23 protein-coding genes are annotated in these 23,943 nt (G+C 65.1%); 11 read left to right on the top strand and 12 right to left on the bottom strand.

What is annotated here, in order from left to right:
- Positions 1 to 85: 85 nt before the first annotated feature.
- Both ACWHYV_RS04055 and ACWHYV_RS04050 read right to left on the bottom strand, forming a co-directional pair.
- Complete coding sequence (locus ACWHYV_RS04055) at positions 86 to 1,582, bottom strand: ATP-binding protein (RefSeq protein ID WP_447979376.1); 1,497 nt, start codon at positions 1,580 to 1,582, stop codon at positions 86 to 88.
- 509 nt (positions 1,583 to 2,091) lie between these two features.
- Complete coding sequence (locus ACWHYV_RS04050) at positions 2,092 to 3,000, bottom strand: sulfite exporter TauE/SafE family protein (protein ID WP_447979375.1); 909 nt, start codon at positions 2,998 to 3,000, stop codon at positions 2,092 to 2,094.
- A gap of 82 nt (positions 3,001 to 3,082) precedes the next feature.
- Here ACWHYV_RS04050 and ACWHYV_RS04045 point away from each other — a divergent pair, with 82 nt between their 5' ends.
- Positions 3,083 to 3,964, top strand: a complete 882-nt coding sequence (locus ACWHYV_RS04045; RefSeq protein ID WP_447979374.1) for a M48 family metallopeptidase — start codon at positions 3,083 to 3,085, stop codon at positions 3,962 to 3,964.
- A 13-nt stretch (positions 3,965 to 3,977) separates the two neighbouring features.
- Positions 3,978 to 4,469 carry a hypothetical protein gene (locus tag ACWHYV_RS04040; protein WP_447979373.1) on the top strand — a complete coding sequence of 164 codons (492 nt, stop codon included), beginning with the start codon at positions 3,978 to 3,980 and terminating at the stop codon, positions 4,467 to 4,469.
- Between the two features lie 428 nt (positions 4,470 to 4,897).
- Here the strand turns inward: ACWHYV_RS04040 and ACWHYV_RS04035 are convergent, their stop codons facing one another.
- From ACWHYV_RS04035 to ACWHYV_RS04025, 3 genes are all read right to left on the bottom strand, one after another.
- Complete coding sequence (locus tag ACWHYV_RS04035) at positions 4,898 to 5,230, bottom strand: hypothetical protein (RefSeq protein WP_447979372.1); 333 nt, start codon at positions 5,228 to 5,230, stop codon at positions 4,898 to 4,900.
- Positions 5,231 to 5,253: 23 nt separating this feature from the next.
- Positions 5,254 to 5,490 carry a hypothetical protein gene (locus tag ACWHYV_RS04030; protein WP_447979371.1) on the bottom strand — a complete coding sequence of 79 codons (237 nt, stop codon included), beginning with the start codon at positions 5,488 to 5,490 and terminating at the stop codon, positions 5,254 to 5,256.
- A 71-nt stretch (positions 5,491 to 5,561) separates the two neighbouring features.
- Positions 5,562 to 6,146, bottom strand: coding sequence for an FKBP-type peptidyl-prolyl cis-trans isomerase (locus ACWHYV_RS04025; RefSeq protein WP_447979370.1), 585 nt, complete (start codon positions 6,144 to 6,146; stop codon positions 5,562 to 5,564).
- Between the two features lie 391 nt (positions 6,147 to 6,537).
- Between ACWHYV_RS04025 and ACWHYV_RS04020 the strand changes: the two genes are divergently transcribed.
- Positions 6,538 to 6,894 (top strand): hypothetical protein, encoded by a 357-nt coding sequence (locus ACWHYV_RS04020; protein ID WP_447979369.1) that lies wholly within the window; start codon positions 6,538 to 6,540, stop codon positions 6,892 to 6,894.
- Between the two features lie 99 nt (positions 6,895 to 6,993).
- Here ACWHYV_RS04020 and ACWHYV_RS04015 read toward each other — a convergent pair whose 3' ends face one another.
- On the bottom strand, positions 6,994 to 7,977 hold the full coding sequence (locus ACWHYV_RS04015) for an aldo/keto reductase (RefSeq protein ID WP_447979368.1): 984 nt from the start codon (positions 7,975 to 7,977) through the stop codon (positions 6,994 to 6,996).
- Positions 7,978 to 8,224: 247 nt separating this feature from the next.
- Here ACWHYV_RS04015 and ACWHYV_RS04010 point away from each other — a divergent pair, with 247 nt between their 5' ends.
- The 5 genes from ACWHYV_RS04010 to ACWHYV_RS03990 all read left to right on the top strand — a co-directional run bounded on the left by ACWHYV_RS04010 (position 8,225) and on the right by ACWHYV_RS03990 (position 15,849).
- Positions 8,225 to 9,937: a PilZ domain-containing protein gene (locus tag ACWHYV_RS04010; protein ID WP_447979367.1), complete on the top strand. Its 1,713-nt coding sequence runs from the start codon at positions 8,225 to 8,227 to the stop codon at positions 9,935 to 9,937.
- Positions 9,930 to 12,098 carry an ATP-binding protein gene (locus tag ACWHYV_RS04005; RefSeq protein ID WP_447979366.1) on the top strand — a complete coding sequence of 723 codons (2,169 nt, stop codon included), beginning with the start codon at positions 9,930 to 9,932 and terminating at the stop codon, positions 12,096 to 12,098. Before ACWHYV_RS04010 ends, ACWHYV_RS04005 begins: the two co-directional genes overlap by 8 nt.
- Positions 12,095 to 13,528 (top strand): OmpP1/FadL family transporter, encoded by a 1,434-nt coding sequence (locus ACWHYV_RS04000; RefSeq protein ID WP_447979365.1) that lies wholly within the window; start codon positions 12,095 to 12,097, stop codon positions 13,526 to 13,528. The genes ACWHYV_RS04005 and ACWHYV_RS04000 overlap by 4 nt, the downstream gene beginning before the upstream one ends.
- Before the next feature lie 101 nt (positions 13,529 to 13,629).
- Positions 13,630 to 14,184: a DUF4142 domain-containing protein gene (locus ACWHYV_RS03995; protein ID WP_447979364.1), complete on the top strand. Its 555-nt coding sequence runs from the start codon at positions 13,630 to 13,632 to the stop codon at positions 14,182 to 14,184.
- 99 nt (positions 14,185 to 14,283) lie between these two features.
- On the top strand, positions 14,284 to 15,849 hold the full coding sequence (locus ACWHYV_RS03990) for a DEAD/DEAH box helicase (protein WP_447979363.1): 1,566 nt from the start codon (positions 14,284 to 14,286) through the stop codon (positions 15,847 to 15,849).
- 42 nt (positions 15,850 to 15,891) lie between these two features.
- On the opposite strand, the gene ACWHYV_RS03985 is transcribed toward ACWHYV_RS03990, so the two are convergent.
- Positions 15,892 to 17,004, bottom strand: a complete 1,113-nt coding sequence (locus tag ACWHYV_RS03985) for a DEAD/DEAH box helicase (protein WP_447979362.1) — start codon at positions 17,002 to 17,004, stop codon at positions 15,892 to 15,894.
- A 308-nt stretch (positions 17,005 to 17,312) separates the two neighbouring features.
- On the opposite strand from ACWHYV_RS03985, the gene ACWHYV_RS03980 reads away from it, so the two are divergent.
- Positions 17,313 to 17,819 carry a hypothetical protein gene (locus ACWHYV_RS03980; protein WP_447979361.1) on the top strand — a complete coding sequence of 169 codons (507 nt, stop codon included), beginning with the start codon at positions 17,313 to 17,315 and terminating at the stop codon, positions 17,817 to 17,819.
- A gap of 9 nt (positions 17,820 to 17,828) precedes the next feature.
- On the opposite strand, the gene ACWHYV_RS03975 is transcribed toward ACWHYV_RS03980, so the two are convergent.
- A complete protein-coding gene (locus ACWHYV_RS03975; protein ID WP_447979360.1) occupies positions 17,829 to 19,175 on the bottom strand; it encodes an MFS transporter in 1,347 nt (448 codons plus the stop codon).
- 201 nt (positions 19,176 to 19,376) lie between these two features.
- On the opposite strand from ACWHYV_RS03975, the gene ACWHYV_RS03970 reads away from it, so the two are divergent.
- Positions 19,377 to 20,645, top strand: a complete 1,269-nt coding sequence (locus tag ACWHYV_RS03970) for an MFS transporter (protein ID WP_447979359.1) — start codon at positions 19,377 to 19,379, stop codon at positions 20,643 to 20,645.
- A 14-nt stretch (positions 20,646 to 20,659) separates the two neighbouring features.
- Here the strand turns inward: ACWHYV_RS03970 and ACWHYV_RS03965 are convergent, their stop codons facing one another.
- The 3 genes from ACWHYV_RS03965 to ACWHYV_RS03955 all read right to left on the bottom strand — a co-directional run bounded on the left by ACWHYV_RS03965 (position 20,660) and on the right by ACWHYV_RS03955 (position 22,365).
- On the bottom strand, positions 20,660 to 21,181 hold the full coding sequence (locus ACWHYV_RS03965) for a hypothetical protein (protein WP_447979358.1): 522 nt from the start codon (positions 21,179 to 21,181) through the stop codon (positions 20,660 to 20,662).
- A 387-nt stretch (positions 21,182 to 21,568) separates the two neighbouring features.
- On the bottom strand, positions 21,569 to 21,973 hold the full coding sequence (locus tag ACWHYV_RS03960; RefSeq protein ID WP_447979357.1) for a hypothetical protein: 405 nt from the start codon (positions 21,971 to 21,973) through the stop codon (positions 21,569 to 21,571).
- A 152-nt stretch (positions 21,974 to 22,125) separates the two neighbouring features.
- The gene (locus ACWHYV_RS03955) at positions 22,126 to 22,365 is read right to left on the bottom strand and encodes a CsbD family protein (protein ID WP_447979356.1); all 240 of its coding nucleotides are present in this window, start codon (positions 22,363 to 22,365) and stop codon (positions 22,126 to 22,128) included.
- 596 nt (positions 22,366 to 22,961) lie between these two features.
- Here ACWHYV_RS03955 and ACWHYV_RS03950 point away from each other — a divergent pair.
- Positions 22,962 to 23,126 carry a hypothetical protein gene (locus ACWHYV_RS03950; protein WP_447979355.1) on the top strand — a complete coding sequence of 55 codons (165 nt, stop codon included), beginning with the start codon at positions 22,962 to 22,964 and terminating at the stop codon, positions 23,124 to 23,126.
- Positions 23,127 to 23,276: 150 nt separating this feature from the next.
- Here the strand turns inward: ACWHYV_RS03950 and ACWHYV_RS03945 are convergent, their stop codons facing one another.
- Positions 23,277 to 23,936 carry a hypothetical protein gene (locus ACWHYV_RS03945; RefSeq protein ID WP_447979354.1) on the bottom strand — a complete coding sequence of 220 codons (660 nt, stop codon included), beginning with the start codon at positions 23,934 to 23,936 and terminating at the stop codon, positions 23,277 to 23,279.
- Positions 23,937 to 23,943: the final 7 nt, after the last annotated feature.

Raw genomic sequence — 23,943 nt, 5'->3', positions numbered from 1 at the left:
CTTGGCAGGAGGGCGCGAGCGTACCAGAGGCGCGCCAACGGGTCAAACGTGAGGGCCGGGCTCCCGCGGCGCGGGAAAGGCGGAGTCAGCTCAAGGCGAGCAAGGCCTCGACTTTCGCGAGCAGGACATCCGGCAGGATCGGCTTCTGAAGAAAATGGTGACGCGGCGTGAGCCCCTTCGCGGCGAGCAGATCATCGGCATAGCCGGACATGTAGAGCACGTTGAGACCGGGCAGCCGGGCAGCCAGCCGCTCGATCATCGCCGGCCCGGTCAGCTCCGGCATCATCACGTCCGTGATTACCAACCGACAATCATCTGACGCGCGTTGAATGACCTCGAGCCCCTCCACGCCGTTGGCCGCCTCGAGCACCCGATACCCCGACGTCGTCAGGATGGCCACGACCAAGCCTCGGACGCTCTCTTCATCTTCGACGACGACGATCGTGTCTCCGTGTCGCTCCCCCGGGGAGAGAGCCCGGCCGGCCGGCTCGCGTTCGAGCAGCCGCGGGAAGTAGACCGTGAACGCCGTGCCCCGGCCGGGACTGCTCGCGACGTCGATATAGCCTTGACTCTGTTTGACGATGCCGTAGACGGTCGTCAGCCCGAGGCCGGTCCCTTTGCCCGGGGGCTTCGTCGTAAAGAACGGATCGAAAATCCTCGCCTGGGTCTCCGGATCCATGCCGCAGCCCTCGTCGGTCACGGCCACGCACACATACCGGCCGCGCCGAGCGCCGGGGTGGTCGGCCACATAGCGGTCATCCAGATCGGCGTTGGAAGTTCGAATGCTCAGGCGTCCGCCGGCCGGCATCGCGTCCCGGGCGTTGAGGACGAGGTTGAGGAGCACCTGCTCGAGCTGCAGGGGATCGATGAGCAGGTGGCCCAGACGGGAATCGAGATCGAAGGTCACGCGGATACGCTCACCGATGAGTCCGATGATCAGCTCCTTCATATTCATGACGGTCTGGTTCAGCGACACCACCGACTGCTCGACCGGTTTCTGACGGCTGAAGGCCAGCAGCTTTTGCGTCAAGGCGGCCGCCCGCGTCCCGGCTTGCTTGATCAACTGCAGGGCGCCGGCACCGGGATGCGCGGAGAACTCCCGAAGCACCCGGTCGGTGTAGCCGTTGATGACCATTAGCAGATTGTTGAAGTCGTGTGCAATGCCGCCCGCCATGCGACCGACGGCTTCCATTTTTTGCGACTGTCGCAGCGCCTCTTCCAGGCGCTTCTGGGTGGTCACATCGGTAATGGTCTCGATCACTCGGACTTCGCCGCTCGACGTGACGGTCTTCGACCAATGAACGAGCAGGTGGCGGTCGTCCGGCAAGGCCACGTCGCTCGAACGGATCTGCCCCGTGCTCAAGGCCTCGTTCATGCGGCAAAACCGGCACGGTCCCTCGGACCCCCCGATCTTTTGATAGCAGCGTGCCCCGGCGACGTCTCCAAACTGCGTGAGGCTCGTCTGGTTCTGGAACTGCACCACGTGGGTGCCCGGGTCGATCACCGCCACGGCGACCGGTTGTGAATTGAGGAGGCTTTGGGGATCGTACTGCGTGCGACTGTGGTCGTGGGCGGCCGGCATGTTTCCTCGTCTTCCCCCTATCGGCAGCTTGGACGACGGACTTGAGCGGAGTGGGTGGAGAGAAGGAAAGGCTCGAGCCGCCGCAGCCTCCCTGGAGAGTCTCCTCGGCCGCCTTGCCGGCCTCGCCCGGTTGGACGAAAGGCGCTGCAGCGGTCAGTGTGTCCCCAATCTGCGATAGTGTTTGCATTTTGACACGTGGCGGGCGGGCGGGAGGCGAGGCGCAGGCAGGCTCGAAGCCGGCGGAAGCCATGGGGAGATCGGCGGGGCCGACCGGGATGCCCTGGTCGCCTCTTCCGGCATGCCGCTTGCTGAGAGCTCGCGGCGGGAGGTGACACATGGACGTGAATCAATGGACATGGCTATCCCTGATCCTACTGACTCCCGCCCTCCTCATCATGGCGACGATCATCACCGATTGGCTTCGCCGACTGGCGGTGATCCTGTCCACCGACACACGTTCGCCCCGTCCCATCCCGCGCCGCGTTTCACGCCGACAGGGCTGATACCGACTAGGTCCAGAGCCCCAGTCGCTTGCCGGTGTTGACCAGAATCAGCGCCGGGCCCAGGACGACGCTGATCGTCCCGCCGACCAACCCCGTCCTCTTCGCCGGCCACAGGTCCCACAGGCGCGCGCCCAGGATCATGCCGAGCCCGCTGCCTGCCATCACCCCCAGCGTGACGGTCCAGCTCACCGAGATCGCCTGTAGATGGGCGATCACGCCGGTGCTCGAAATCAGCGCGATCGTGAGGAGCGAAGTGCCGGCCGCGAGCCGTGAGGGAAAGCGCAGCGCAAGCACGAGCGCGGTGACGATCAGGAAGCCGCCGCCGACCCCGAAGAAGCCGTTCAGCACCCCCACCACCCACCCCACGCCGCCGGCCTGCCCCCAACAGCCAGTCGGAAACCGAACGGCGCACGACTCTTCATGACCCGGGGGCCCGGCGGCGGTCGCGCGCGCCGCTATGAGCGTCAGCGCGCGTGAGGCGAGCAGCAGCACGCCGAACAGGATGAGCAGCACGTCCGGCTCGACCCATCGGTGGCCGTAGGCGCCGACCCAGGCCCCCACCATCCCGGTCAATCCAAAGGCGACCGCGGCCTTGCCGTTGACGTGCCCCGACCCGGCATAGGTCCACACACCGACCAGCGCCGAGGCGGCGACGATGATCAGCGACATGGCGACGGCCTGCTGCACCGTCACCCCGACGACGTACACGAGCAGCGGCACAGCCAGCAACGCGCCGCCTGTCCCGGTGAGCCCCAATTGGAACCCGATGGGAACTCCGACCAACACGGCGACGGCCACCTGCCAGCCGGTCACCGCGGGCACCTGCACGCGGCGGAGCGGCCAAGGACGGAGGCGGAAGCGACGCCATGGAGGGACGCGCCGAGGAGCGGGACCGAGGAGAGCGGGATCGGTCACACCTCCCTTGTCGGTTCAGCCACCGTCGATGCGTCAGCCGCATACCGCTATGTCGTTCGTCCGGCGGCAGGTAGGATGAATCATGGCTGGACTCTGGGCTCGCGGAGGAGGCCTGCTGCTCGCCGGGGTGCTCCTCACGGGCTGCATCACCAATCCGTATACCAACCGATGGCAACTGCTGCTGGTGCCCGCATCCCAGGAGCGCGCCATGGGAGCGCAGGCCTATGCGCAGGTCTTGAACGATCCGCGGATTCAGGTGTCTCATGATCCGCGTGAAGTCGAGCCCGTCCGGCGGGTGGCGGCACGCGTGATCGAGGCTGCCAAGGCCTCCAAATATGCGGAGGCCGCCAAGGCCTTCGACTGGGAGGTCGTCGTCATCAAAGACGACCGCACCCAAAACGCCTTCGCGCTGCCCGGCGGCAAGATCGCGGTCTATACGGGCATCTTTCCGGTGGCGAAGAACGAGGCCGGTCTCGCCGCCATCCTCGGTCACGAGGTCACTCATGCCCTGGCCCGCCATGGCGGCGAGCGCATGAGTCACGGGGTGCTGGCGCAAACCGCGGTGATCGGCGCGACGCTGGGCGCGGCCAGCCAGGGAGTGAACCCGCAGATCGCGCAACTGGCCGGCGGCGCGCTCGCGAACTTCGGCTTCGTGCTCCCCTACAGTCGCAAACACGAATCGGAGGCGGACTATATCGGGCTGCTGCTCGCGGCCGACGCCGGGTACGACCCCCAGGAGGCCGTCCGGGTGTGGGAACGGATGCAGCAGCTCACCGAAGGCCAGCCTCCCGAGTTCTTGTCCACCCACCCCAGTCATGGACGGCGCATCAAGCAACTCAACGAGTGGATGCCCGAGGCTCTGGCGCGGTACCATCCGGACCCCGGCATGGTCGTCGCCGAATTGCCCCCGATCTCACGGGTCCGCGAGTCGCGGCTCGGGGTGAGCGCCGACCGGGGGGAATGACGGCCTGCTCGCCGTGGCAGTCTCGAAGCGGGTGGCCGCGTCCCTCGTTCGCTGGTACAATACCGCTAAGCCGATGAACATCTCCCCCTGGGCCTCGTCCCATCCCATCTCCGACAGTCAGCGGCGCAGCTTGAAAGACCTCCGGCACGGCCTGTTGCGGCTGCACAAGGCGCTGCTCGACGCCGAGCAGATCACGTACGAGCGGATCCATGGGCGGGTGGCCTCGCCGGCCAAGCTGCTGCAATTGGTGATGAGCGATCCGTGGTTTGCTTGGCTGCACCCCTTGTCGAGCCTCGTGGTCCGGATCGATGAGATGCTCGACGGGAAGGCCGACGCCAACGTGCAGGACGCCCAACGGATTCTCGGGGAGGTGCGGACACTGCTGCGGCCGTCGGAAGAGGGGGAAGGGTTCGAGCGCAATTACTATGAAAATCTGCAGCGTGCGCCCGAGGTCGTCCTCGCCCATGCGCACGTCAAGAAGCTCCTCGGCACCGTTCCCGTCTAGCAGGGATGTTGAAAAAGGCCCCCAGCTTTGAAGACACTGGGCGCTCACCATCTCGCGCCCGTGCGCAAACGTTGAGGCGACTTATTCGTCGCCTCGCGCACCTCGCGTCGCTCAGGACCTCAACGTACCGCACCCGGGAAGAGAGCTGTCTTGGCAGCTCGGGGTGGGCGGGTGAAAAGGAAACGCCTCGGTCAAGACACTGCCGGCTCACCATCTCGCCGGCGCGCACAAATGTGGCGTCACTTATTCGTGACGCCGTGCGCCTCGCTGCGGCCGCGCTGGATGGCCTTTTTGAACATCCCTGCGGGCTATTCTGTTTGCGGGCCTCTCTCTGAAGGTTTTTTTGGGCTTCTCAAAGTAAATTTTCAAGAACCCGTCTAGCCGTCCAGCCCTCTATCCCCGGCCTGACTCCCGTTCGCGGGCAGCCGTCAACGACGCTGCCGCCAGTGCCGATAGCCCCGATGCTCGTGCGCCGAGGAGGGCTGCGGCCCGCCCCAGATCAGGTAGGGCGGTCGCTTGATGGTATGTCTGGTGTGGGGATACAGGCGTTGCGCACACTGATAGGCCGCGGTCTGGGCTTCGCGGCACGTTGCGGCTTCGATGTGTTCCGAGACCAAGGTCAGCTCGAGCGCCCGATGGGTCTGGCGCGTGGCGAGATACAGCTCACAGGCAAAGGCCTCGTCCCCCGAATACTGCGTGCTGACGAGCAACTGAGAGCCGTCCGCCAACGTCAGGATCGGGTCTACGTTGATACCGCCCATGGGTCCTCCTCCGTGTGTTGTGGCTACCCGATCTCCGCCGTCTCCACGCGCCACGCCACCTCGTCGACACCATCGTGCCGGGCGTCATGGCGGAGTTTCAGCATTGCGAGATCCTTCCCTTCCTCGACACAGCGCTCATAGCTGCGGATCGTCTGAAAGTGTCCCAAGTGAACGTGCCGGTCGGCGTCGAGGCTGATCACGATGTCATGGATCCGCCATTCCTGGCGCCGCCCGACGAGCTCGATCGTAACCGTCACCATAGGCTCTCCCTAACGGATGTCACCCGCTCTGGTCCGCGTCCTGAAAAGCGCTCCCAACACCTCCACGCTCGCTATGGCATCTCCTTCCGTCCGGGTTGAGGCGCCTCCGACGCGGCGGACTCGACCTTAAGGACGGTCACGTCCACATTGAAGCTCTTGCCGGCGAGCGGGTGATTGAGATCGACCACCGCTTCGTTCTCTTCGACCGCCAGGACGATCGCGGGGCGGCCATCCGGCGTCCGGAGCAGGTCGCCGACCTTGAGCTCCGCCGGCAACAGCGTGCGTGCGATGGTCATGCGCTTGCTATGGTCATAGGGACCAAACGCTTCGTCGGGGGTGAGCGAGATGGTCTTGCGCTCCCCGGCCTTCATCCCGGTGAGCGCCTTTTCCAATATCGGCAGCAACTGCCGGCGGCCATGGACGTAGGTCAGCGGCCCTTTTCCTTGGGTGCTCGCGACGACGGAGTCGTCCGGGAGGGATACGGACAGGTCGATGCTCACTTCCGACCCATCCGAAATCACCGCGCTGGCCGAAATCACCGCGCTGGCCGCAGACTCCGCGGCCATTGCCGCTGTGGGTGACCCGTCGAGGACGATCCCAAGGGGCAGCGAGAGCAGAGCAGTCAGAGCAAAGGCGGGGACGAGAGGGGGTCGCATCGCTCCTCCTTTTCTCCCGGACCGGCTCGAGGGAGACATCGGGCGCAGAATGGTAGCGGTCGGTGTTGAAACTACCGAACCGCGGAATCGATCGCGCGGCGGGAGCGCGAAGGAGGATCCGCGAGGTGCGGTTCGAACGTCTCGCTCTCGAAACGTTTCTCTAATGGTACTGCGTCACGGCCGGATGTGCAATGGTCGCAGAACAGCCAGCCCCGTGCTCGCTTGCTTTCCGGTCGAAGAGGGCGCATAGTGAGCCTCGGCATTGCGTTTCACCACTGCGCGCCTTTTGTCCCTCCTGTAAGGACCGAGCTCAGCCGCAATCGGGAGCGAGCATCCACACGCGTAGGTGGGACGTGCTTTCAGTTCCGTAGCACCGTACCCGGAGGTCCCTATGAAGGAGTCACCGAATGTCGATCGCGATACGACCTGGTGGAGAATACCGGATGGGGTGCGCGTCCGGGACGTCACGAACGGAGAGGAAGGCATCATCGACGGCGTGACCCACATCGTCAAGGATGCACGCCTGAACCCGGATCGCCTGACGCAATACCGGGTGGATGTCGGAACGCCCTATCGGAAGCTGGCCCCCGAGGAAGACTTGGCGATCCTGCTCGATGACGAGGGCTTGATCATCATCTCCAAGCAGCCCGCAGAATATCGCCGCTACGTCACGACCCGGCTGCTCGCAACGCGCCCGGAGACGCGATTCATGCCCCGGAACGCAAAGGCGGCGACCAGACCTGCCTGAGCCGCACGGCGCGTGCTGCCTCGCAGGTCGCTTGTCGCCGCCGGTGCTCCCGCCCAGACCGAGCCGGTCCCGTCCGTGATGGGTTTCCGCCCGTGGGCCTCACGGTGGCGCCATGAACTCGGGTCCCACCGGATGGTGGATCGTTTCCGTCACGATCCGCTCGATCTCGACGTTCTCCGCGGCGGTCAACGTCCATCCGGTCGCCCCGCAGCTCTCCTCGATCTGATCCGGGCGGCGAGCCCCGCACAGGGCCACCGTCACCCCGGGCCGATCGAGGCACCAGCGAACGGCCAACTGACCGACGGTCTTGTTCCGCCGGTTCGCGATCGCGCGCAGGCGATCGACACAGGCCAGATAATTCTTGAACCGATCGTCCTTGAACTTCGGGTCCATTCCTCGGACGTCACCCTTCGAAAACGTCTCGGTGCCCCGGTATTTTCCGGACAGTAGGCCCCGGCACAGCGGCCCATAGACGAGCGTCGCAATGCCGTGGCGGCGGCAGAACGGGAGGACGTGTGCTTCGATCTGCCGCTCGAACAGATTGTACGGGGGCTGCACGACGTGGATCGGCCCAACCGCGAGACATTCGGCCATCTGGGCTTCGCTGAAATTGCTCACGCCGATGAACCGGATCTTTCCCGCCCGTCGAAGGTCGGCCAGTGTGTCCATGGTTTCTTTGAGCGGCGTCTCCGGGTCCGGCCAGTGCACCTGGTAGAGATCGATGCGATCGGTGCGCAGCCGGCGCAAGCTGTCTTCGACCTCCTGCTCGATCCGCTTTCGGCTTGAGTTGCGCCACGCCCGGGCCTGCTCCACGTTCCACTCGATCCCCACCTTGGTGGCCAGCAGGACGGCATCCCGCCTGCCCGACTCGGCGATCGCCCGACCGACGATCTCTTCCGACCGTCCGTGCCCATAAATCGGGGCGGTATCGATCAAGTTCACCCCGAGCTCCAGGGCCCGGCGAATCGTGCCGATCGATTCCCGATCCTCGGCCCCGCCCCAAAGCCACCCGCCCATGACCCAAGTCCCCAGCCCGATCACCGAGACGTCGAGGCCGGTATTTCCCAATGTCCGATATTCCATTCTTGTCTACCTCCGCGCTCGATCCGGGGCCGCATTATATACCAGGTCAACGATCCGGACGTTGCGACGAAGGGCTCTGTAGGAGGACCGGGGCTGCCGCTAGAGACTTTCGCTCAGGATGGCTTCCCCAAGCGGCTCTAGCCTTGAAACCCATGGGATTTATTGACAGTCGTCACGATTTAGTCCAAAGTAATTTCTAATGACAAGGGGGTAGGACCGGCTCCGTTCATCTATCTCGGGGGAAGCCATGACCACCACCAGCCTCATCGGAAGAAGTGTCGGCATCAGCGTTCCCGTCGTCATCGACTTCAAGGGGACGTTGGCGAGAGGCGTCAGCGACACGCTCTCTCTCCAAGGTCTGTCGATCACGGCCGGGAAGAGCGCCAAACCCGAGCAGGTGGTGACGGTGTACTTTTGCTTCGCCCGGGACTACGCCTACCTGCGCCTGTCCGGCCGCGTCGTCTCGATCACCGAAGAGCCGGGCGACTTCGGCGAGGCGTCTCGGATCGGGATCCGATTCGACTCACTCACCGAGATTGAATCGACCGTGCTGCAGTCGTGCCTGGAAGAATGCGAGCGCTACCTCGATCGGCTCGACGGCCGGCCTTGTGGGACGAACCGAGCGCCGGCGATCAACGCCCGCACCCTGCTCTCCTCTCTGTTCGTCACCGACAATCCCTATACGCTGCCGTACCGCCCGATGTCCCTCCGCCGGGAGGAGCCGGGCGCGCGCGATCGAAACGGCCAGGCGGCCGACCCGCGATCCTCGCAAGCCGCCCCGCCTCGGCTTACCGCGTCGTTCGTCTGGGAATCCCTGGGCCTGTGCGCGCAACTGCTCCGTGATCTCTTGATCCGGCTGCTGCCCGCTCGTCTCGCCCGCCTGATCGCTCCGTCAATTTCCTTCGCCTTCATCGCCCATCCGCGCGACCTCTCGGACGTCCCACGCAAGTTTCCGTTCGCGCGGCTCCTCTCTCCCCGGACCGTCGAACGATGGTTTCGCTACCAGTGGCCGTTCGTCGCCTCGGCGATTACCGGGCTGAAGACCGCGGAGGGGCTGCCGGCCACCGGCGCGATGTTGATTTCTCCCCTGACGACCGAGCAGATGCTGCGCAATCCGGAGCTGGCACGGAAACGCATCTTTCAGACCGTCCGGCTGGCTGAAAAAATGGGGGCCAAGATCGCCGGCCTCGGCGCCTTCACGTCGATCGTGACGCGCGACGGCCGCACGCTGGCCGGGAAGGTCCGCATCGGGCTGACGACCGGCAATCCGCACTCGGCCGCCATCGCCGTCCAGAACGTCCTGGAGGCCGCCACCCTGACCAGCCTGAGCCTGCCCCATGCGACGGCCGCGGTGATCGGCGGGGCCGGGTCGGTGGGGTCGGCGTGTGCGAAGCTGCTGGCTCCGTTGGTCGCCAAGCTCATCCTGGTGGATCTCAAAAAGGAGGAGCTGAAGGCGCTCGCCTCGAGTCTCGAGGAACATGGAGTCGAGATCTCCACCGGGTCGAGCTTGGAGCCGATCAAGAACGCGGACATCGTCATCGCCGCGACCAACAGCCCACACATCATCGTCTCGCCCCAACACTTGAAAGCCGGCGCGATCGTCATCGACGCCGCCCAACCCAAGAACGTCTCCGAGCAGGTTCCGCTCGTCCGGCCCGACGTCCTGGTCATCGAATCGGCCATCGTCGAAACCCCGGGGGTCGATTGTCACTTCGACCTCGGGCTCGGCCCCGGGGAAGCCCTCGGCTGCCTGTCCGAGACCATGATCCTGACCGCGATGGGCTGGCAGGGCGACTACTCCTTGGGCAAGGCCGATCCGCGCCAGGCTGCCGGCATCATCGCCGCGGGTCGCCAACTCGGCTTTCGTCTGGCGCAGTTCCGGAACTCGGTCGGCTACGTGACAGGACAGGACCTCGCCCGGGTCAGCAGGGTTCGCCAGATCGACGCGTTGCGTGCTTAATCCCGCCTTCTACGCGCTCAATCTGCACGCCGTCCCCATGCTGCTGATGGGGATCGCGGCCTTCGCGCTCGGCGTGCTCGTCTACCGCTCCAACCGGTCCTCATGGGCGAACCGTCACTTTCTCATCCTCTGCATCAGTATTTCGGTCTGGCTGGATGCCACCGCGCTGGCGCTCTCGACCGATCGTCCCGATCTCGCCCGGGCCTGGTTCACGATCGACAACCTGGGCGTCATGTACATTTCGGTGGCCTTCTACGCCTTTACCGCGCACTTCTTGAACCTGGCCCGCCCGCGGGCGATCCTGATCGGCTACGGTCTTGCCACGGTCTTCGCGGCCGCCTTGCTCGTGACGGATTCGTTCATCATCGGCGTCTCCACGTACTGGTGGGGCTACTACCCGCGATGGGGCTGGCTGAGCCTGCTGTTCTTCCCGGTCTTCTTCACGTTCATGGCCGCCGCCTTCGTCGACTACGTCCAGGCGTATCGCCGCGTCGCGTCGCCGATCAAGCGCCAGCAGATCCGCTACGTCTTCGCCGCCTTTCTCATCGCCTATACCGGCAGCGTCGATTTCCTTCCGACGTTCGGCATCGAGATCTACCCGTTCGGCTACATCCCGATCTTCCTCCTCGTGACGGTCATCACCTATGCCATCCTCCGCTATCGGTTGCTGGACGTCTCGTTCGTGCTCTACAAGGTGCTCGCGTATCTGTCGTTGCTGCCGTTGTACCTGGGGATTCTCTCCGTCATTTGGGTCGCGACGGGGTCCCTCGCCTACTTCCCCGCCGGCGTGCTCGTGGTCGCCTTCGCCGTCTTCGCCGAGCCGTTCGTGCGGCTGCAGGGGCGGATGCAACAGGCCGTGGCCCGGACGTTGTTCCGCCGCCGCTATGACAGCTATCGGACGGTTCAGCAGTTCAGCCAGGCCGCGGTCTCGATCCTCGAGCTCGAGACCTTGGCCAAGGAAATCATCCACACGCTGGCCACGGTCCTGGGCATTCGCCGCCTCTCACTGTTCCTGCTCGACAAGGACAAGGACGGCTATGATGTGCGCATCTGCGAGGGCGTCGACGACGCGGCGCTCCGCGCCGTCGCGATCGGAGGCCCCCTGGACCCCTTTGCGCAATACCTGCTGCACGTCAACCACCCGGTCGTGAAGGAGGAGCTCGAGCACGGTCAGCCGGCGGTCCCCCCGGTCAGCCTCGTCCTCGACGTGCTCGCGAGGCTCGGCTCGGAGCTGTGCCTGCCGCTCGTCAACAAGGAGCGGCTCGTGGGGTTCGTCAACCTGGGGCACAAGCCGCATCTGCAGATGTACTCCCAGCAAGACTTGGATCTCCTGCTGTCGCTCGCGCACAATGCCGCCATCGCCCTCGACAATGCCATGCTGTACGAAGACCTCAAGCGCTCGCAGCTTCTCATTCGGCGCGCCGACCGTTTGCGGTCGCTCGAGACGATCGCCGGCGGCTTCGCCCACGAGATCCGCAATCCTTTGACCTCGATCAAGACGTTCGTGCAGCTCGTGCCCGATCGGCGGGACGACGGGGACTTCATCACCGGGTTCGGGCAGGTCGTCGCCGAAGACGTCAACCGGATCGAACGGTTGATCAAGGAAATCTTGGACTACGCCCGCTACATGCAGCCGAAATGTACCGAGGAGGACTTGAACGAGATCGTCGCCTCGTGCCTCTATTTCCTGGAAGTCAAAGCGACGGGCAAACGCATCACCGTGCACCGAGACCTCCAGCCCGGGCTCTCGCGCGTCGTGTTGGACCGCCAGCAGATCAAGCAGGTCATCCTGAACCTGTGCTTGAACGCCTTCGACGCCATGGAGGGAACGGGGGGCCGCCTGACGGTACGAACCCGGCAGGTCGCGAAAAGCTCCGGCGACCCGTGGGTTCAGCTTGAGGTTCAAGACACGGGCTGCGGCATCCCCGCCGGCGACTTGGAGCACATTTTCGATCCGTTCTTCACCACCAAGCACGAGAGCGCGGAACGCGAAGGGACCGGGCTGGGCCTCACCATCGTTCACCAAATCGTCCACGATCACGGCGGGACCATCGAGGTGCGGAGTCAGGAGGGACAGGGGACGACCTTCGTCGTCAATCTGCCGCTCCGAGCCGTGTCGGCCGCTCTGCCGGCCCTCGCCGCCAACAAGGAGGCTTCATGAGAAGGATCGAGCCATGCACGTTCACCGATCGGTCACCTCGATGGGGCGTCCGCGGCGCGACCCTGGTCCTTCTGTTGACCCCGCTGCTGGTCTTGACGAGCCTCTGCGCTCGCGCACAGGCCGGCAGCTTCCGCATCTTCAACCAAGGCGCCGCCGCCTCGGGGCAGGCGGCGGCCTTCACCGCGCAGGCCGACGACCCGTCCGCCGTCTACTACAATCCCGCCGGCATGACGCAGCTTCGCGGGCTCCAGTTCTACGGCGGCGGTCTGTTGGCGGGGGGCCACACCACCGTCACGAGCGCGACCGGGGCGACGACACGCGGCGGCTTCGGCAATTCCATCGCCAACCCGCCCCCGCTCAACGCGTACATCACGGCCAACCTCGGCGACCTGGGCGTGAGGTCCTTGCGACGCATGACGGTGGGCGTCGGCCTCACCAGCCCGTTCGGCTTGGTCTACGAGTACCCCCGCACCGCGCCGTTTGCCACCGCCGTCACCCGTGAAGTGCTGCCGTTGATCGACATCAAGCCCACGATCGCGTACCAGGTCACCGACGACCTCGCGCTCGGCCTCGGGGCGGACATCTACACGTTCACCGGGCTGGCCGGGCCCGGCCAGTTCGTGCAACAGGCCACTTCCTCGGGGGGCGGAATTCTGCCGCCCGCCGGCACGCAGCTCGAGTTCAACGGAAAGGATACGGCGGCGGGCTTCAACGTGAGCCTGCTCTACACCGCGCTGCGCAATGCGGACGGGAAACCGATCGCGAACATCGGATTCGTCTACCGCAGCCAGGCGACGCTCCATCTGGCCGGCTCGTTCCTCGCCAACGGCACGACCGTGACCTCCGCACGCGCCACCGCGGTCTTGCCGCAGGTCTTCACGGGCGGGATCGCGATCTGGCCGATCCGAAACCAGCGGCACGAATGGAAGCTGGAAACCGACGTCGACTACACCGGGTGGAAATCCTTTCGAAGCACCGACCTGCAGCTCGGCAACGGAAGCACGATCCCATTCCCCCAGAACTGGCGGAGCGGCTATACCATCCACCTCGGCACGGAGTGGAAGTGGCTGGAAGTCCCGGCGCTCCCGTCATGGCAAGTGGCCGTGCGCGGCGGCTATTGGCACTCTCAAGCCGCGATCCCGGACACCTCGTTCAACCCGGCGATTCCCGACGCCGATCAACACCTCATCGTCTTCGGCCTCGGCTTCCTCTGTCAAAAGGACGGCCGGTTCTTGGGGCTGATTCCTTGCGGCGCCTCCGGTCGCCTCGCTCCCCAGGCCATCGGTCTCGACCTCGCCTATCAGGCCATCCTCTATGAGACGCGGACCGTGACCGGGAGCACCAACCCGATCGCCATCCCGGGCACGATCGACGGCACCTACCAGACGGTCTTTCATGTCGGCGCGGTCAACCTCCGGATTAACTTCTAGCCGCCGGCTCGGGCTCCGGTCGCGTCTTGCAGTGCCACCCCTTCTCCCTCTACGATCGCCTGCGGCACGACCAGCGGCCGTGCTCCACAGGGACGAGGGCCATGACTCGACATACCACTTCGGGCGGCGGATGGACCGGAAGACAGCGGTGGCTGTGCCTTGCTCTCGCCGTTGCGGTGGGGCTCTTGAGCCAGGGCTGCAGCCGGGTGTGGCGCGAATCCCGGGCGCTGTCGCTCCTGCATATCGTGCACGATCAGGCGGCCGACCTGGCTCTTCGGAGCCGGGCCAAAGGGCTCGATCCGGCCGTCCAGATTCTTTCCGGGCGGATCGCCTACGATCACGCCGTCGAGCTGTGGAACGAAGCCACGATCGCAAAGAAGGCGGGGATCATCGCGATCCAATCCGGCGCCGGCCGGCGGATGGTGCGCGAGTATCCGGCGAGCATTGCCCGGCTGGCGGGCCTCGAGGGCGCCCCCTTCGACGCTGCGTTCCTGGACGCCGTCATCACCTTCCATGAGCAGGCGATCGCGGCCCTTGATCTCCCGCTCAAACCCGGCGATACCGAGGAACTGAAGCAGATCATCGAGCGGACCAAGGGTCTGCTGACCGTGCATCTCCTCGCCGCGCGGGCGGTGAGGAGCGGGCCCGTCCCGTGAGCGACTGGGCGACTCCCACCTCCGATCCGGTCCCGTGCTCGCTTGACAGCGGGCATGGCTTCCGATAGACGTGCACCTCCCCGATCATTTCACCCGAGCATGCGACACCCTCTCCAACCGTGGACCAGCCGGCTGCGCCAATGGCAGAAGTCCGCCTTCGAGCAGATGGAGCGCCACGGCGGCGAAGATTTTCTCGCGATGGCGACGCCGGGAGCGGGGAAGACCCGCTTCGCCTTGCGGGTCGCCCATGACCTGTTGTTTCGCAAGGCGGCGGCGCGCGTCGTGGTCGTCTGCCCGACCAATCACCTGCGGCAGCAATGGGCCAAGGCCGCCGCGCACGTCGGTCTCCAGCTCGACCCCTATCTCAGCAACGAGCAGGCCCGTGAGAGCTCCGATTATCACGGCTGCGTCGTCAGCTATCACCAGGTCTGCCTGAACCCCCGCGTGTTTCATCTTGCCTGCCGGGGCGCGCCCACCATGGCGATCTTCGACGAGCTCCATCACGCCGGCGACGGGAAGGATTGGGGCGACGCCTTGCACGAGGCGTTTCACCAGGCCGTCAAACGCCTCTCGCTGTCCGGCACGCCGTTTCGGAGCGACAACAGCCGGATCCCCTTCGTCCGGTACGTGAACGATCAGAGCATGCCGGACTATCGGTATGGCTATCAGCAAGCGCTTTCCGATCGCGTGTGCCGCCCGATCGTGTTCCCGACCTACGAAGGCGAGTTGAGCTGGGTCTCGAACGGTCGCGAGATGACGGCCCGCTTCGAGGACGCGCTGAGCCGCAGGCGGCAGCAGGAGCGCTTGCGGACCGCGCTCCTGCACGACGAGTGGCTGAACGAGGTGATCAAGGACGCCGACCGCGAGTTGTTGAAGCTCCGGGCCAAGGACCACTCCGACGCCGCCGGCCTCATCGTGGCGATGGACCAGGACCACGCCCGCCATATTGCCGGGCAGGTGAAAACCGTGACCGGGGCGTCCGCCCGGCTGGCCGTCTCGGACGACCCCGACTCCTCGAGGGTGATCGAGCGGTTTTCGACGTCCCGAGACCGGTGGCTGGTCGCCGTGAACATGGTCTCCGAGGGCGTGGACATTCCACGGCTGCGCGTGGGCGTCTATGCTTCCAACGTACAGACCGAGATGTATTTCAGGCAGGTAGTGGGACGATTCGTGCGGATGCAGCCCGAGTTGCCGGCCTCACAACGCGCCTACCTGTATCTGCCGCGTGATCCCCGATTGGTCGAGTACGCGGAGGCGATCAAGGCCGAGCGTGATCACGTGCTCTGGGACGAGCCGGAGCCGGCCGCCCGCACCTTGTTCGATGGGCGACCGGCGTCACCGGGCGACGGCTTTTTACCGCTGTGGGGGGTCGCGGTCGCGCATGGACGGATCGGCGAAGACGAGCCGGCCGCGGAGCCGACTCCGCCGTCACCCGCCGGGCAGGCGACGGTCGCGCGTTACGAGCACAAGGAGCAGTTGCGCCAGATCCACAAGAACCTGGTCGGCAAGGTGGCGCGCCAGGCGGGGGTGGAGCACCGACGGATCAATGCGGAGTTGCTGAAGCGGACGGGGAGTCGGATCGAGCACGCGACGCTCGATGAGTTGAAGCGCCGGATCCAGCATCTGGAGCGCTGGCTGGAACGAGGGTACGACGAACGGAGATAGAGCGGGGCATCGCTGCCCCGCTCGCCTCGTCTAGAGCCGCGCTTACGCGCCCGCAACCGGGACCGGCTCGCCCAGCAATCGCTCGATCGCCCGCAACCGGCTTTTTTCCTCCGGCGTCACGAACGTCGAGGCGCGGCCTTTCGCCTGCGCTCGCGCCGTCCGGCCGACCCGGTGGACGTAATCCTCCGGGCAGTTCGGGAGATCATAGTTGATCACATGGGCGATCCCATTGACGTGGATCCCGCGCGCCATGATATCGGTCGCGACCAAGACGCGGTATTTGCCGCGCTTGAACCCTTCGATCGCGTCGCGCCGCTGCCCCATGGAGCGGTCCCCGTGCAGGATGCCGGTCGGCACCCCGTCGTCGAGCAACATGCGGCCGACTCGGTCCGCGCGGGTTTTCGTCCGCGTGAAGACCAGGGTGGTCCCCGCCTCTTGCTTGACCAGACGCCGGAGCAGCGGGTTCTTCTGCTCGCGGCTCGCGTGGAACACCTTCTGCTCGGCCGACGACGGCGTCGCGCCGGTCGGCGTCACTTGGACGCGAACGGGCTCCCGCAGGCGCGTCTTCGCGAGCGCCTTCACGTCTTCGGGCATCGTCGCCGAAAAGAGCAACGTCTGCCGCTCATCGGAGAGCGCATCGAGGATCTGATTGATCTGCGGAGCAAACCCCATGTCGAGCAGACGATCGGCCTCGTCCAGGACGAGGATCCTGATCGCCGAGAGGTTCAACGTCCCACGCCACATGTGGTCGAGCACGCGCCCCGGGGTCCCGACGACGATCTCCGGGTGCTGCCGGAGGGCGCGTTCCTGCTGCTGCATGTTCGCACCGCCGACGATCAGGGCCGCACCGATGCGGGCCCGGCGGCCGAACTCGTCGGCCGTCTTCTGCACCTGCATGGCCAGCTCACGGGTCGGCACGAGGATCAGCGTCCGCAGGCTTCGGCGTTGGGTGAGCTGTTCGATGATCGGGATCACGAACGCCGCGGTTTTCCCCGTGCCCGTTTGGGCGCAGCCGATGACGTCCCGGCCTTCCAGGGCCGGAGGGATCGCCATCTGCTGAATGGGGGTTGGAGTGGAATAGCCGGCCTTGGTGACCTGCGCCAGCATGTCACTGGACAGACCAAGACCGTGAAACGAAGTACTCGCACCAGTCATGATAACCTCAAACTGTGTGGGGAACTGAGCTGTAACGTGAGAGTCAGGAAGGGTCCAGCAGGAAGGGAAGCGTCGTCGCGCTCCGGCCAGGTCTTATCTGTCTCGCCTCAGTCTCACCCGATGGTGGTCCAAACGTCGCTGTCCCTCGCCTTGGACCGAACGGCGAGATGCCTCACTCTACGGCATGGAGGCCCAGGAGTCAAGCATGCCGACGAAGATTCCTCGCCGCCGCTCCTCCGGTTTGATTCAGATCCGCAAAGATGATAGCAAGAAGGCCGGCTGGTCAACCGATCGAGAGAGGATGGAACATGGAGTGCCTGTTCGACGGTCTCGGACTCTTCGCAGTGGCGGTGACGACGCTCTTGGCCGTGAGCACGGCCCTCTTCCTGGGCCTGCTGCCGCACCTCATGGAGCGGCGCAAACGTCTGGAGCGCGCCGCCTATTTTCGAACGCATCTGCTGCATCAATTCGAACGACTCGGCCCTTGTCTGGAGCCTCGCCACGTGCCGATGCCCGCGGAGCACCAGCAGGTGATCGACGGCGTCACCGCGCTCGGCCTCTATGGAGAGCTACTCGAGCGCGACGAGTGGCAATCGTTCCTTCGGACCCAGTCGGCGCTGGCGGGAGCCCGCAATCAGCCGTCCTTCAACAAGCGTGAGGCACGGGCCATCGAGCGGATGGTGCAGGACACCGCCTCCCTGCTCACGCGCCACCTTGCCGCCCAACCGGACGGCCGTGCAGGCTGGATCAGGTTCTTGCCGCCCCTCGGGCCTCGTTCTTCCCGGGCGCTCACGCACTCCGTGCCCCTGCGGTGAGGACATCGGTCAGCAGGCGAGGCCGGCGGAGCCGGCGGCCGCCCCGGATTTGACCTGGCTCAGATCGCCGAACTTCCAGAGCAGGACCGAGGCACCGGCGGTCAGCCAGAAGATCGCCGCCATGCCGAGCAGGCTGGTTTCCGGCCCCAGGCGGTCGGTGACCCATCCGAAGGCGACCATCCCGATCATACTGGCGGACATCGCGCCGGTGTTGAAGATCGAGAACATCCGGCCCCGGAGCTTCTCCGGCGTCATCTCTTGCAGCATCCCCCACACGACGGGGGTGAAGAGGGCGAGGGCGGCGCCGATGAGCGCCACGAGCGCCATCGACAGCATCGCCTGCGCGGTTCCCGCGAGGAGGAAGCTCGCCACGCCGCCCACCACCATCGCGGTCGTGATCAGCAGCAGACGCACGGTCGCGCTCATCTGTTTGGAGCACGCGAGCGCCACCGACACGATGACCATGCCCGCGCCGTAGGAAGACCATAGCCATCCGAGCATCATCGCGCCCACGTGCAGCACTCTATCGGCGAACACGGGCAATAGGAACACGAAGGCGCTGGAGGCCAGGCTGTAGCAGAGCGCGGTCACGACGAACCCGGCGATCGTGCGCCGCTCCACGAAGACGAAGTGGAGGCCTTCTTTGAGGTCCTTCAGGAACCCGCCACGTTTCCGTGCGGCCTTCTTCTCCGCGCGCCCTTGCTTCAGACGCAGCCGCGACAACGACAGCACCGAGAGCACGAACGTCGCGCTGCTCGCGTACAGCACCAGTTGCATCCCCACCGTGGCGATCCCGAGCCCGCTGATCGCGGGCCCCACCAGCATGCCGATCATCGCCGTGCTCGCGACCAGCGCATTGGCGGCGGTCAACTGCTCCCGTTCCACGATCAACGGCACCGTGGCGGACAAGGCCGGCCCGAACACGGTGGCGATGACGGCCATGGCAAAGACGACGAGGTAGACCCGCGGCAAGGTCAACGCGCCGCCGGCGTAGAGGATCGGAATGATGAGCGCCAGCCCCGCCCGGAGGACGTCCGCGCCCATCATGATCCATTTCTTCGAAAAGCGGTCGACGTAGACGCCCAAGAGCGGCCCGAGCATCAACGGGGGGAGGGTTTGCAGGACGCCGATCACGGTCATCTTCAGCGTCGAGCCGGTGAGGTTGAAGACGAGGTACAGGAGGGCGACCTTGTTGAGCCCTTCACCGATCTGCGAGATGGCTTGACCGATCCAGAGCCATCTGAGGTTCGGGATCTTCAGCAGCCGAAAGCCGGTCTCCGTCTTGTCCTGTGACGACCCCGTCCCGTCGAGCCGGTCTTTTCGCCCCTGGCCCCCGGCCGCCACCGACCTTGCCATCCTTGCCACCTCGCGATCGGGTTGTTCCACCGCCGCCCGCTTCAGTCCATTCTAACCGCGGCTCCTCTACGATATTGTCGGTAACGTGGCCAGGCCCCGTCTCCCGGCGCCCGACACGCCGGCGTCAGCATTCCGTCTACCGGGCAAGCTAGTATCGGAATGATACTGAGGAAGAGGAAAGAGAGGCGGGGAGACTCGAGCGTGAGGAACACCGGCTGGCGGGTGCTGCGCGACCGAAACTTCGGCCTGTTGTGGGCTGGACAGATGATCTCGCAGATCGGCGACAGCCTGACCAAGGTCGCCTTACTCTGGTTCGTCTATGACCTCACGGGCTCCACGCTCAAGACGACCATGATCGGCTTGCTGCAAACGATTCCCCCGTTGGTGCTGGGCGCCCCGATCGGGGTCTATCTGGATCGGCTCCCGAAGAAGCCGGTGATGATCTGGATCGATCTGATTCGCGCCGCCCTCGTGCTCCTGATCCCGGTCCTACACTTCTTCGACATGTTGACGCTGCCGCGCCTGTACGTGCTCGTCTTCCTGATCTCCCTGTTTTCCAGCGTCTTCGGCCCGGCGCTCGCGTCGTCCGTGCCGCTCCTGGTCGGCCGCAGCGAATTGACCGCCGCCAATGCGCTCCTCCAGACGACGACGAACATCGGGTTGCTCGCCGGGCCGGCGCTGAGCGGCCTTGGCATCGCCCTGGTGGGCGCGCAGAACGTCCTCTACGTGAACGTGCTGACCTTCCTCCTGTCCGCCCTGTGCCTGATTCCGATCCGCCTCCGGGCGCCTGCGACGGCGCCGGCGGCCGCACCCGGGCGGTTCGTGCACGACATGCTGGTCGGCCTCCGCTTCGTCGTGAGCCACCCGATGATCGTGGCACTCATGATCGGGGCCAGCCTCTACAGCCTGGCCGCCAGCGCGTTCGTCTTCTTGTTACCCGCGCTGGCGAAATCCCATCTCCACATGGGGGCCGTCGAGCTCGGAGGTCTCTGGTCCTTGCTGGGGATCGGGATGCTGCTGGCCTCGGTCTGGCTGTCCTGGATCAGGGAACGCAACATGTGCCAGCGCTTGAAGCTGGTGGCCGCGTCGCTGCTCGTGGGCGGTACGGCGATGGCGGGGCTGGGGTTCGTGACGTGGAAGTCGATCGCCATGCCGCTGATGCTCATGCTCGGGGGCAGTCTCGCCCTCTTTACGCCGATCACCTGGGCGTTCATCCAGGAGCTCGCACCCGCTCACGTCCTCGCCCGCGTGCTCACGACCTTCAACACCGCCGCGATGGCGACATCGATGGCGGGGATGGTCCTCTTCGGATGGGCGGCCGACGCGTTCAGTCCGACCGTCAGCTTGATCGGGGCCGGAGTGGTGTTTCTCGCGACCGCCCTCGTGCTCTGGCACTTCGGAGATCGCTACGGTTTTCCCGCGCTGGTCCTCGACGAGGATCACCGGGCAACGAGCAGTCGGGTCGGCTAGTCTCGGCCCGCCCCTCAGCGGTCGGGGGAGGCACCCGCCGGCTGCTTGGTGATCGTAATCGCCCGGCCCTGGCCGGTAACCCGGGTCGTCACCCGATCGCCGGGCTTCAATTCCCGGTCACCCGTCGTCTCGTGATCGACCAGCAGGTGAATCTCCTTCCCCTTCGGGTCGCGGAGCACCACGCCGTCCTCTTCGAGGTGCAAGACCAACCCCTCGATGACCCGTGTTCCCGCCGCTTGGCCGGGATTCACGGTCGGGTCCGAGATTCCAGTCTCCTGCCGCCCCGCCATCCCTTCCTCTCCTGCGTCTCGATCCGCCGTGCGCGGCTGGGGTTCGCCCTCGATGCGGTAGTGCGGGCCCTGCCCCTGCTGGTGGAGCCGCCGTTCGCGGATGTCCTCACGCCGTTGCTCCTCCGCTTCACTCGGCTCATTCGCCTCGACCGTCGGATCGCCGTGGGGCAGGATCGCCCGTTGCGCCTGGGCAAGCGAGGCCATCCCGAGAAGACAAAGCCCTGCAAACAGCGCTGTTGTGACCATGACTCCTCCTCGCTGAGCTCCATTGAACTCCCTTCCCTCACTGTAGCCGTTCGAATGCAACGCCCCTGTCCGGCAAGGCGGAAAGGCTCTGTCGGCCCTCGAACCCGGCACGCGCCGTGACGAGCCACACAGCTTGCCGGATGAGTCGCACGAATTCAGATGAAAGGAATGGAGGCAATGAATGGGAGGCAATGACATGAATGGACGGTCAGGAGGGGTCCGGTCGTCCTTCATGGCGGGCGAGGACATGCGGGCGGATGGAGGCCGCAGGCTCGAGCTACCGGAGGCGTATTCGCGAGAATCGTGGAGGAAGGGTTCGGGCCGGCGACGACACAGAAGCCTGAAGAGCGTTGGTCGCAGTAGAACGCGATGATTCGGGGAGCGTCCCTATGGTCGGCTGCCGGTGTCTCTCGCCGGCAGGATACTGATCGCTTGAATTTGGTTCCCGACGCGGTCGCCGCTTCTCGTGAAGGTCTGATAATAAAAACCTTGGACGACGACCCGTGAGGACTCCGTCAAATTCTGATGCCCCAGACTGTAGACCGGCAGCGCAGCTCCGGTCTGTTGATCGGTCAGGACGAAGAGCATGTAGGGGGTGCCTTGCGGGCTGGTCTTGGTCTGGATCTGAGACGCGATGCCGGTCACGATGACTTCGGCTCGATGGAACTGGTCAGGGTGTTGGGCGATGGCGGTGGTCGTCGTCTCTTGTACGGCACCGGCCACGTGCCCCCCAGCCAGGATCCCGACGCTCATGCAGACCATCCAAAACATCACCGCCCGTCGACACCACATCGTCACCTCATCAAGAGCTTGGAGCAGGCAACAGCTTCACATATACCGCTCAGGCGCCCGGATGCGGTACCCAGCAGGAGTATTGGAGCAGTCCGAATCCCGAAGTGATCAGGCCCCCCGTCTCGCGCTGACGTCCGGATATTATCGCCACGTCAAGAGGGAGTCTTCGCCTCCTGGTACCCTTCGTACCAACCGCTCCACTTCGCGTACCAGCGATTCGCCCATTGGGCGACCTCGCTGTTCCTTTCGCCGTAGCGCAATTCGATCGTTCGATTGAACGTGTCCTGATCGCCCGCGATCTGGACCAGGTCGTCATTGGTTAATCGTTCCCACTGCTTCTGCAAAGGACCTTTGATTTCCGCCCAGCTGCTCTTGAATTGCTCTCGTGTCATGGAATGCTCCTCGTTGGTATGGATGAGGGTCGGAGACCCCGCGGTCAGCCTCGGTCACCCAGCAATTGATGATCGTGGATGTACGTGTACAGAACGACAGCCAGTACACCGCCCACGAAACATAGGCCCTCCGCCGTCAAGGGATGGCCCCTCAGCCACTGCACCAGAACATACAAATCGCCCATCGTCGCTCCTCTCATCAAACTCGAGGTCTCGGCCGGTCCACATCAACCCAAACCGCGCACGGCCTCCGATCGACGAAGTCGGGCGCAGGGACCGCCACGGTACGTATCGTCGATTCCGAAGGCAGGGACGACTCCTGCTGTCTACACCCTCGTCAGGTGGCGGTGGCGTCGAAGCGGCGAAGACTGGGGAATCGATCGCGCGAGGGAACTTGGGCGCGAGAGATAGGACAGCCAGCGGGACCCACGCACTGCCGTCATGCTACGCGCAAGCGGCGTGGTGGTCAAGGAGTATTATGAGCTGGCTCCGTCCGGTATGGCGATCAGTCCCTAGGGCCTTGTGTGAATTCCTTTTCCGCCCCGCACGGCTTATGCTGTAGGCGCCGCCCCGACAACGGGCTACAGGAGGAACGGATGGATAAGCAGCAGGTCGTCGAGAAGTTCTTGCACGCGTGCGATGAAGTTCACGATATCATCAAAGAGGGCAATTTGATCACGCAAATCGAAAAGCTGCGGCTCGAAACCTGCACGTACAAGCTGCGGTCCATTCTACTCTTCCTCGAGAATCACCAGCACTGACTCTCTCCCCCTCGAACCGGAACACCAGCCTATCCGGCCGGCGAGCCGTGCTGCATGGCTCGCGAGACCTCCAGCGGCCTCACCTTGCGTTCCGAACCGGACGGGAAGATTTTCGAGATTGGTGACAGTGAGAGCCGGCGCCGACCAGGGTCAGCGCTTCACTTGGCGTTGACCATACCTGGCGGCCAGGTCCTCGACGGTGGCGCGGGCCTCGGGGAGGAGATCCAAACGTTGCTCGGCCTCGGCAAGGCGCAGGGCTTCCCTCGCCAGCGTCATCGCCTCCTCCTGGTTGCCTCGCTCGGCGTAGCTCCTTGCGAGCGTGAGGCGGGCGTTGACAGCCGCCGGCGCCCGTTCGATCACCCGCCGGAGCATCGCTTCGCCCTTCGCCGCATCCCCGCCCAGCAGCCCCGGCAGTCGGAGGAGAAAGGTACCCTTCGAGGATAGGGCATCGAGATGATCGGGGTCGAGCTCGAGCGTGCGATCCAAGGCCCGCATCACTCGTCGAAAGCCGAAGACCGACGAGGTCGAAAGGCTTTCCCCGTCGATCCGCAGTTGCTCGCCCAAGCTGCAAAACAAGGCGAAGTGGGCCGCCGCGAGACCGGCATCGAGCTTGACCGCCTGCTCGGCCAAGCCTTGGCTCCGCTCGAAGTAGGCGAGCCTGGCGCGGCGGTCCGTCGACTGCCGTCCCCGGTCACATTCCACTTGCGCTTTGGCGCTCAGCTCTCGAGCCGACTCGCCGGCGCGGCCCTCCACAGCAAGACCGCCGAGCACGGCAAGACACATCATGATGACGACAGAGACAGATCGCATGGAGACT

This window comes from Candidatus Nitrospira bockiana (assembly GCF_965152565.1).
The sequence above is the reverse complement of the archived record's forward strand: the minus strand, read 5'-3'. Positions and strand labels throughout refer to the sequence as shown.

Coding starts and splice junctions, on each gene's coding strand:
- ACWHYV_RS04055 (WP_447979376.1), bottom strand. CDS start 1,582: ATGCCGGCCGCCCACGACCACAGTCGCACGCAGTACGATCCCCAAAGC.
- ACWHYV_RS04045 (WP_447979374.1), top strand. CDS start 3,083: ATGGCTGGACTCTGGGCTCGCGGAGGAGGCCTGCTGCTCGCCGGGGTG.
- ACWHYV_RS04035 (WP_447979372.1), bottom strand. CDS start 5,230: ATGGGCGGTATCAACGTAGACCCGATCCTGACGTTGGCGGACGGCTCT.
- ACWHYV_RS04030 (WP_447979371.1), bottom strand. CDS start 5,490: ATGGTGACGGTTACGATCGAGCTCGTCGGGCGGCGCCAGGAATGGCGG.
- ACWHYV_RS04025 (WP_447979370.1), bottom strand. CDS start 6,146: ATGCGACCCCCTCTCGTCCCCGCCTTTGCTCTGACTGCTCTGCTCTCG.
- ACWHYV_RS04020 (WP_447979369.1), top strand. CDS start 6,538: ATGAAGGAGTCACCGAATGTCGATCGCGATACGACCTGGTGGAGAATA.
- ACWHYV_RS04015 (WP_447979368.1), bottom strand. CDS start 7,977: ATGGAATATCGGACATTGGGAAATACCGGCCTCGACGTCTCGGTGATC.
- ACWHYV_RS04010 (WP_447979367.1), top strand. CDS start 8,225: ATGACCACCACCAGCCTCATCGGAAGAAGTGTCGGCATCAGCGTTCCC.
- ACWHYV_RS04000 (WP_447979365.1), top strand. CDS start 12,095: ATGAGAAGGATCGAGCCATGCACGTTCACCGATCGGTCACCTCGATGG.
- ACWHYV_RS03995 (WP_447979364.1), top strand. CDS start 13,630: ATGACTCGACATACCACTTCGGGCGGCGGATGGACCGGAAGACAGCGG.
- ACWHYV_RS03990 (WP_447979363.1), top strand. CDS start 14,284: ATGCGACACCCTCTCCAACCGTGGACCAGCCGGCTGCGCCAATGGCAG.
- ACWHYV_RS03985 (WP_447979362.1), bottom strand. CDS start 17,004: ATGACTGGTGCGAGTACTTCGTTTCACGGTCTTGGTCTGTCCAGTGAC.
- ACWHYV_RS03980 (WP_447979361.1), top strand. CDS start 17,313: ATGGAGTGCCTGTTCGACGGTCTCGGACTCTTCGCAGTGGCGGTGACG.
- ACWHYV_RS03975 (WP_447979360.1), bottom strand. CDS start 19,175: ATGGCAAGGTCGGTGGCGGCCGGGGGCCAGGGGCGAAAAGACCGGCTC.
- ACWHYV_RS03965 (WP_447979358.1), bottom strand. CDS start 21,181: ATGGTCACAACAGCGCTGTTTGCAGGGCTTTGTCTTCTCGGGATGGCC.
- ACWHYV_RS03960 (WP_447979357.1), bottom strand. CDS start 21,973: ATGTGGTGTCGACGGGCGGTGATGTTTTGGATGGTCTGCATGAGCGTC.
- ACWHYV_RS03955 (WP_447979356.1), bottom strand. CDS start 22,365: ATGACACGAGAGCAATTCAAGAGCAGCTGGGCGGAAATCAAAGGTCCT.
- ACWHYV_RS03950 (WP_447979355.1), top strand. CDS start 22,962: ATGGATAAGCAGCAGGTCGTCGAGAAGTTCTTGCACGCGTGCGATGAA.
- ACWHYV_RS03945 (WP_447979354.1), bottom strand. CDS start 23,936: ATGCGATCTGTCTCTGTCGTCATCATGATGTGTCTTGCCGTGCTCGGC.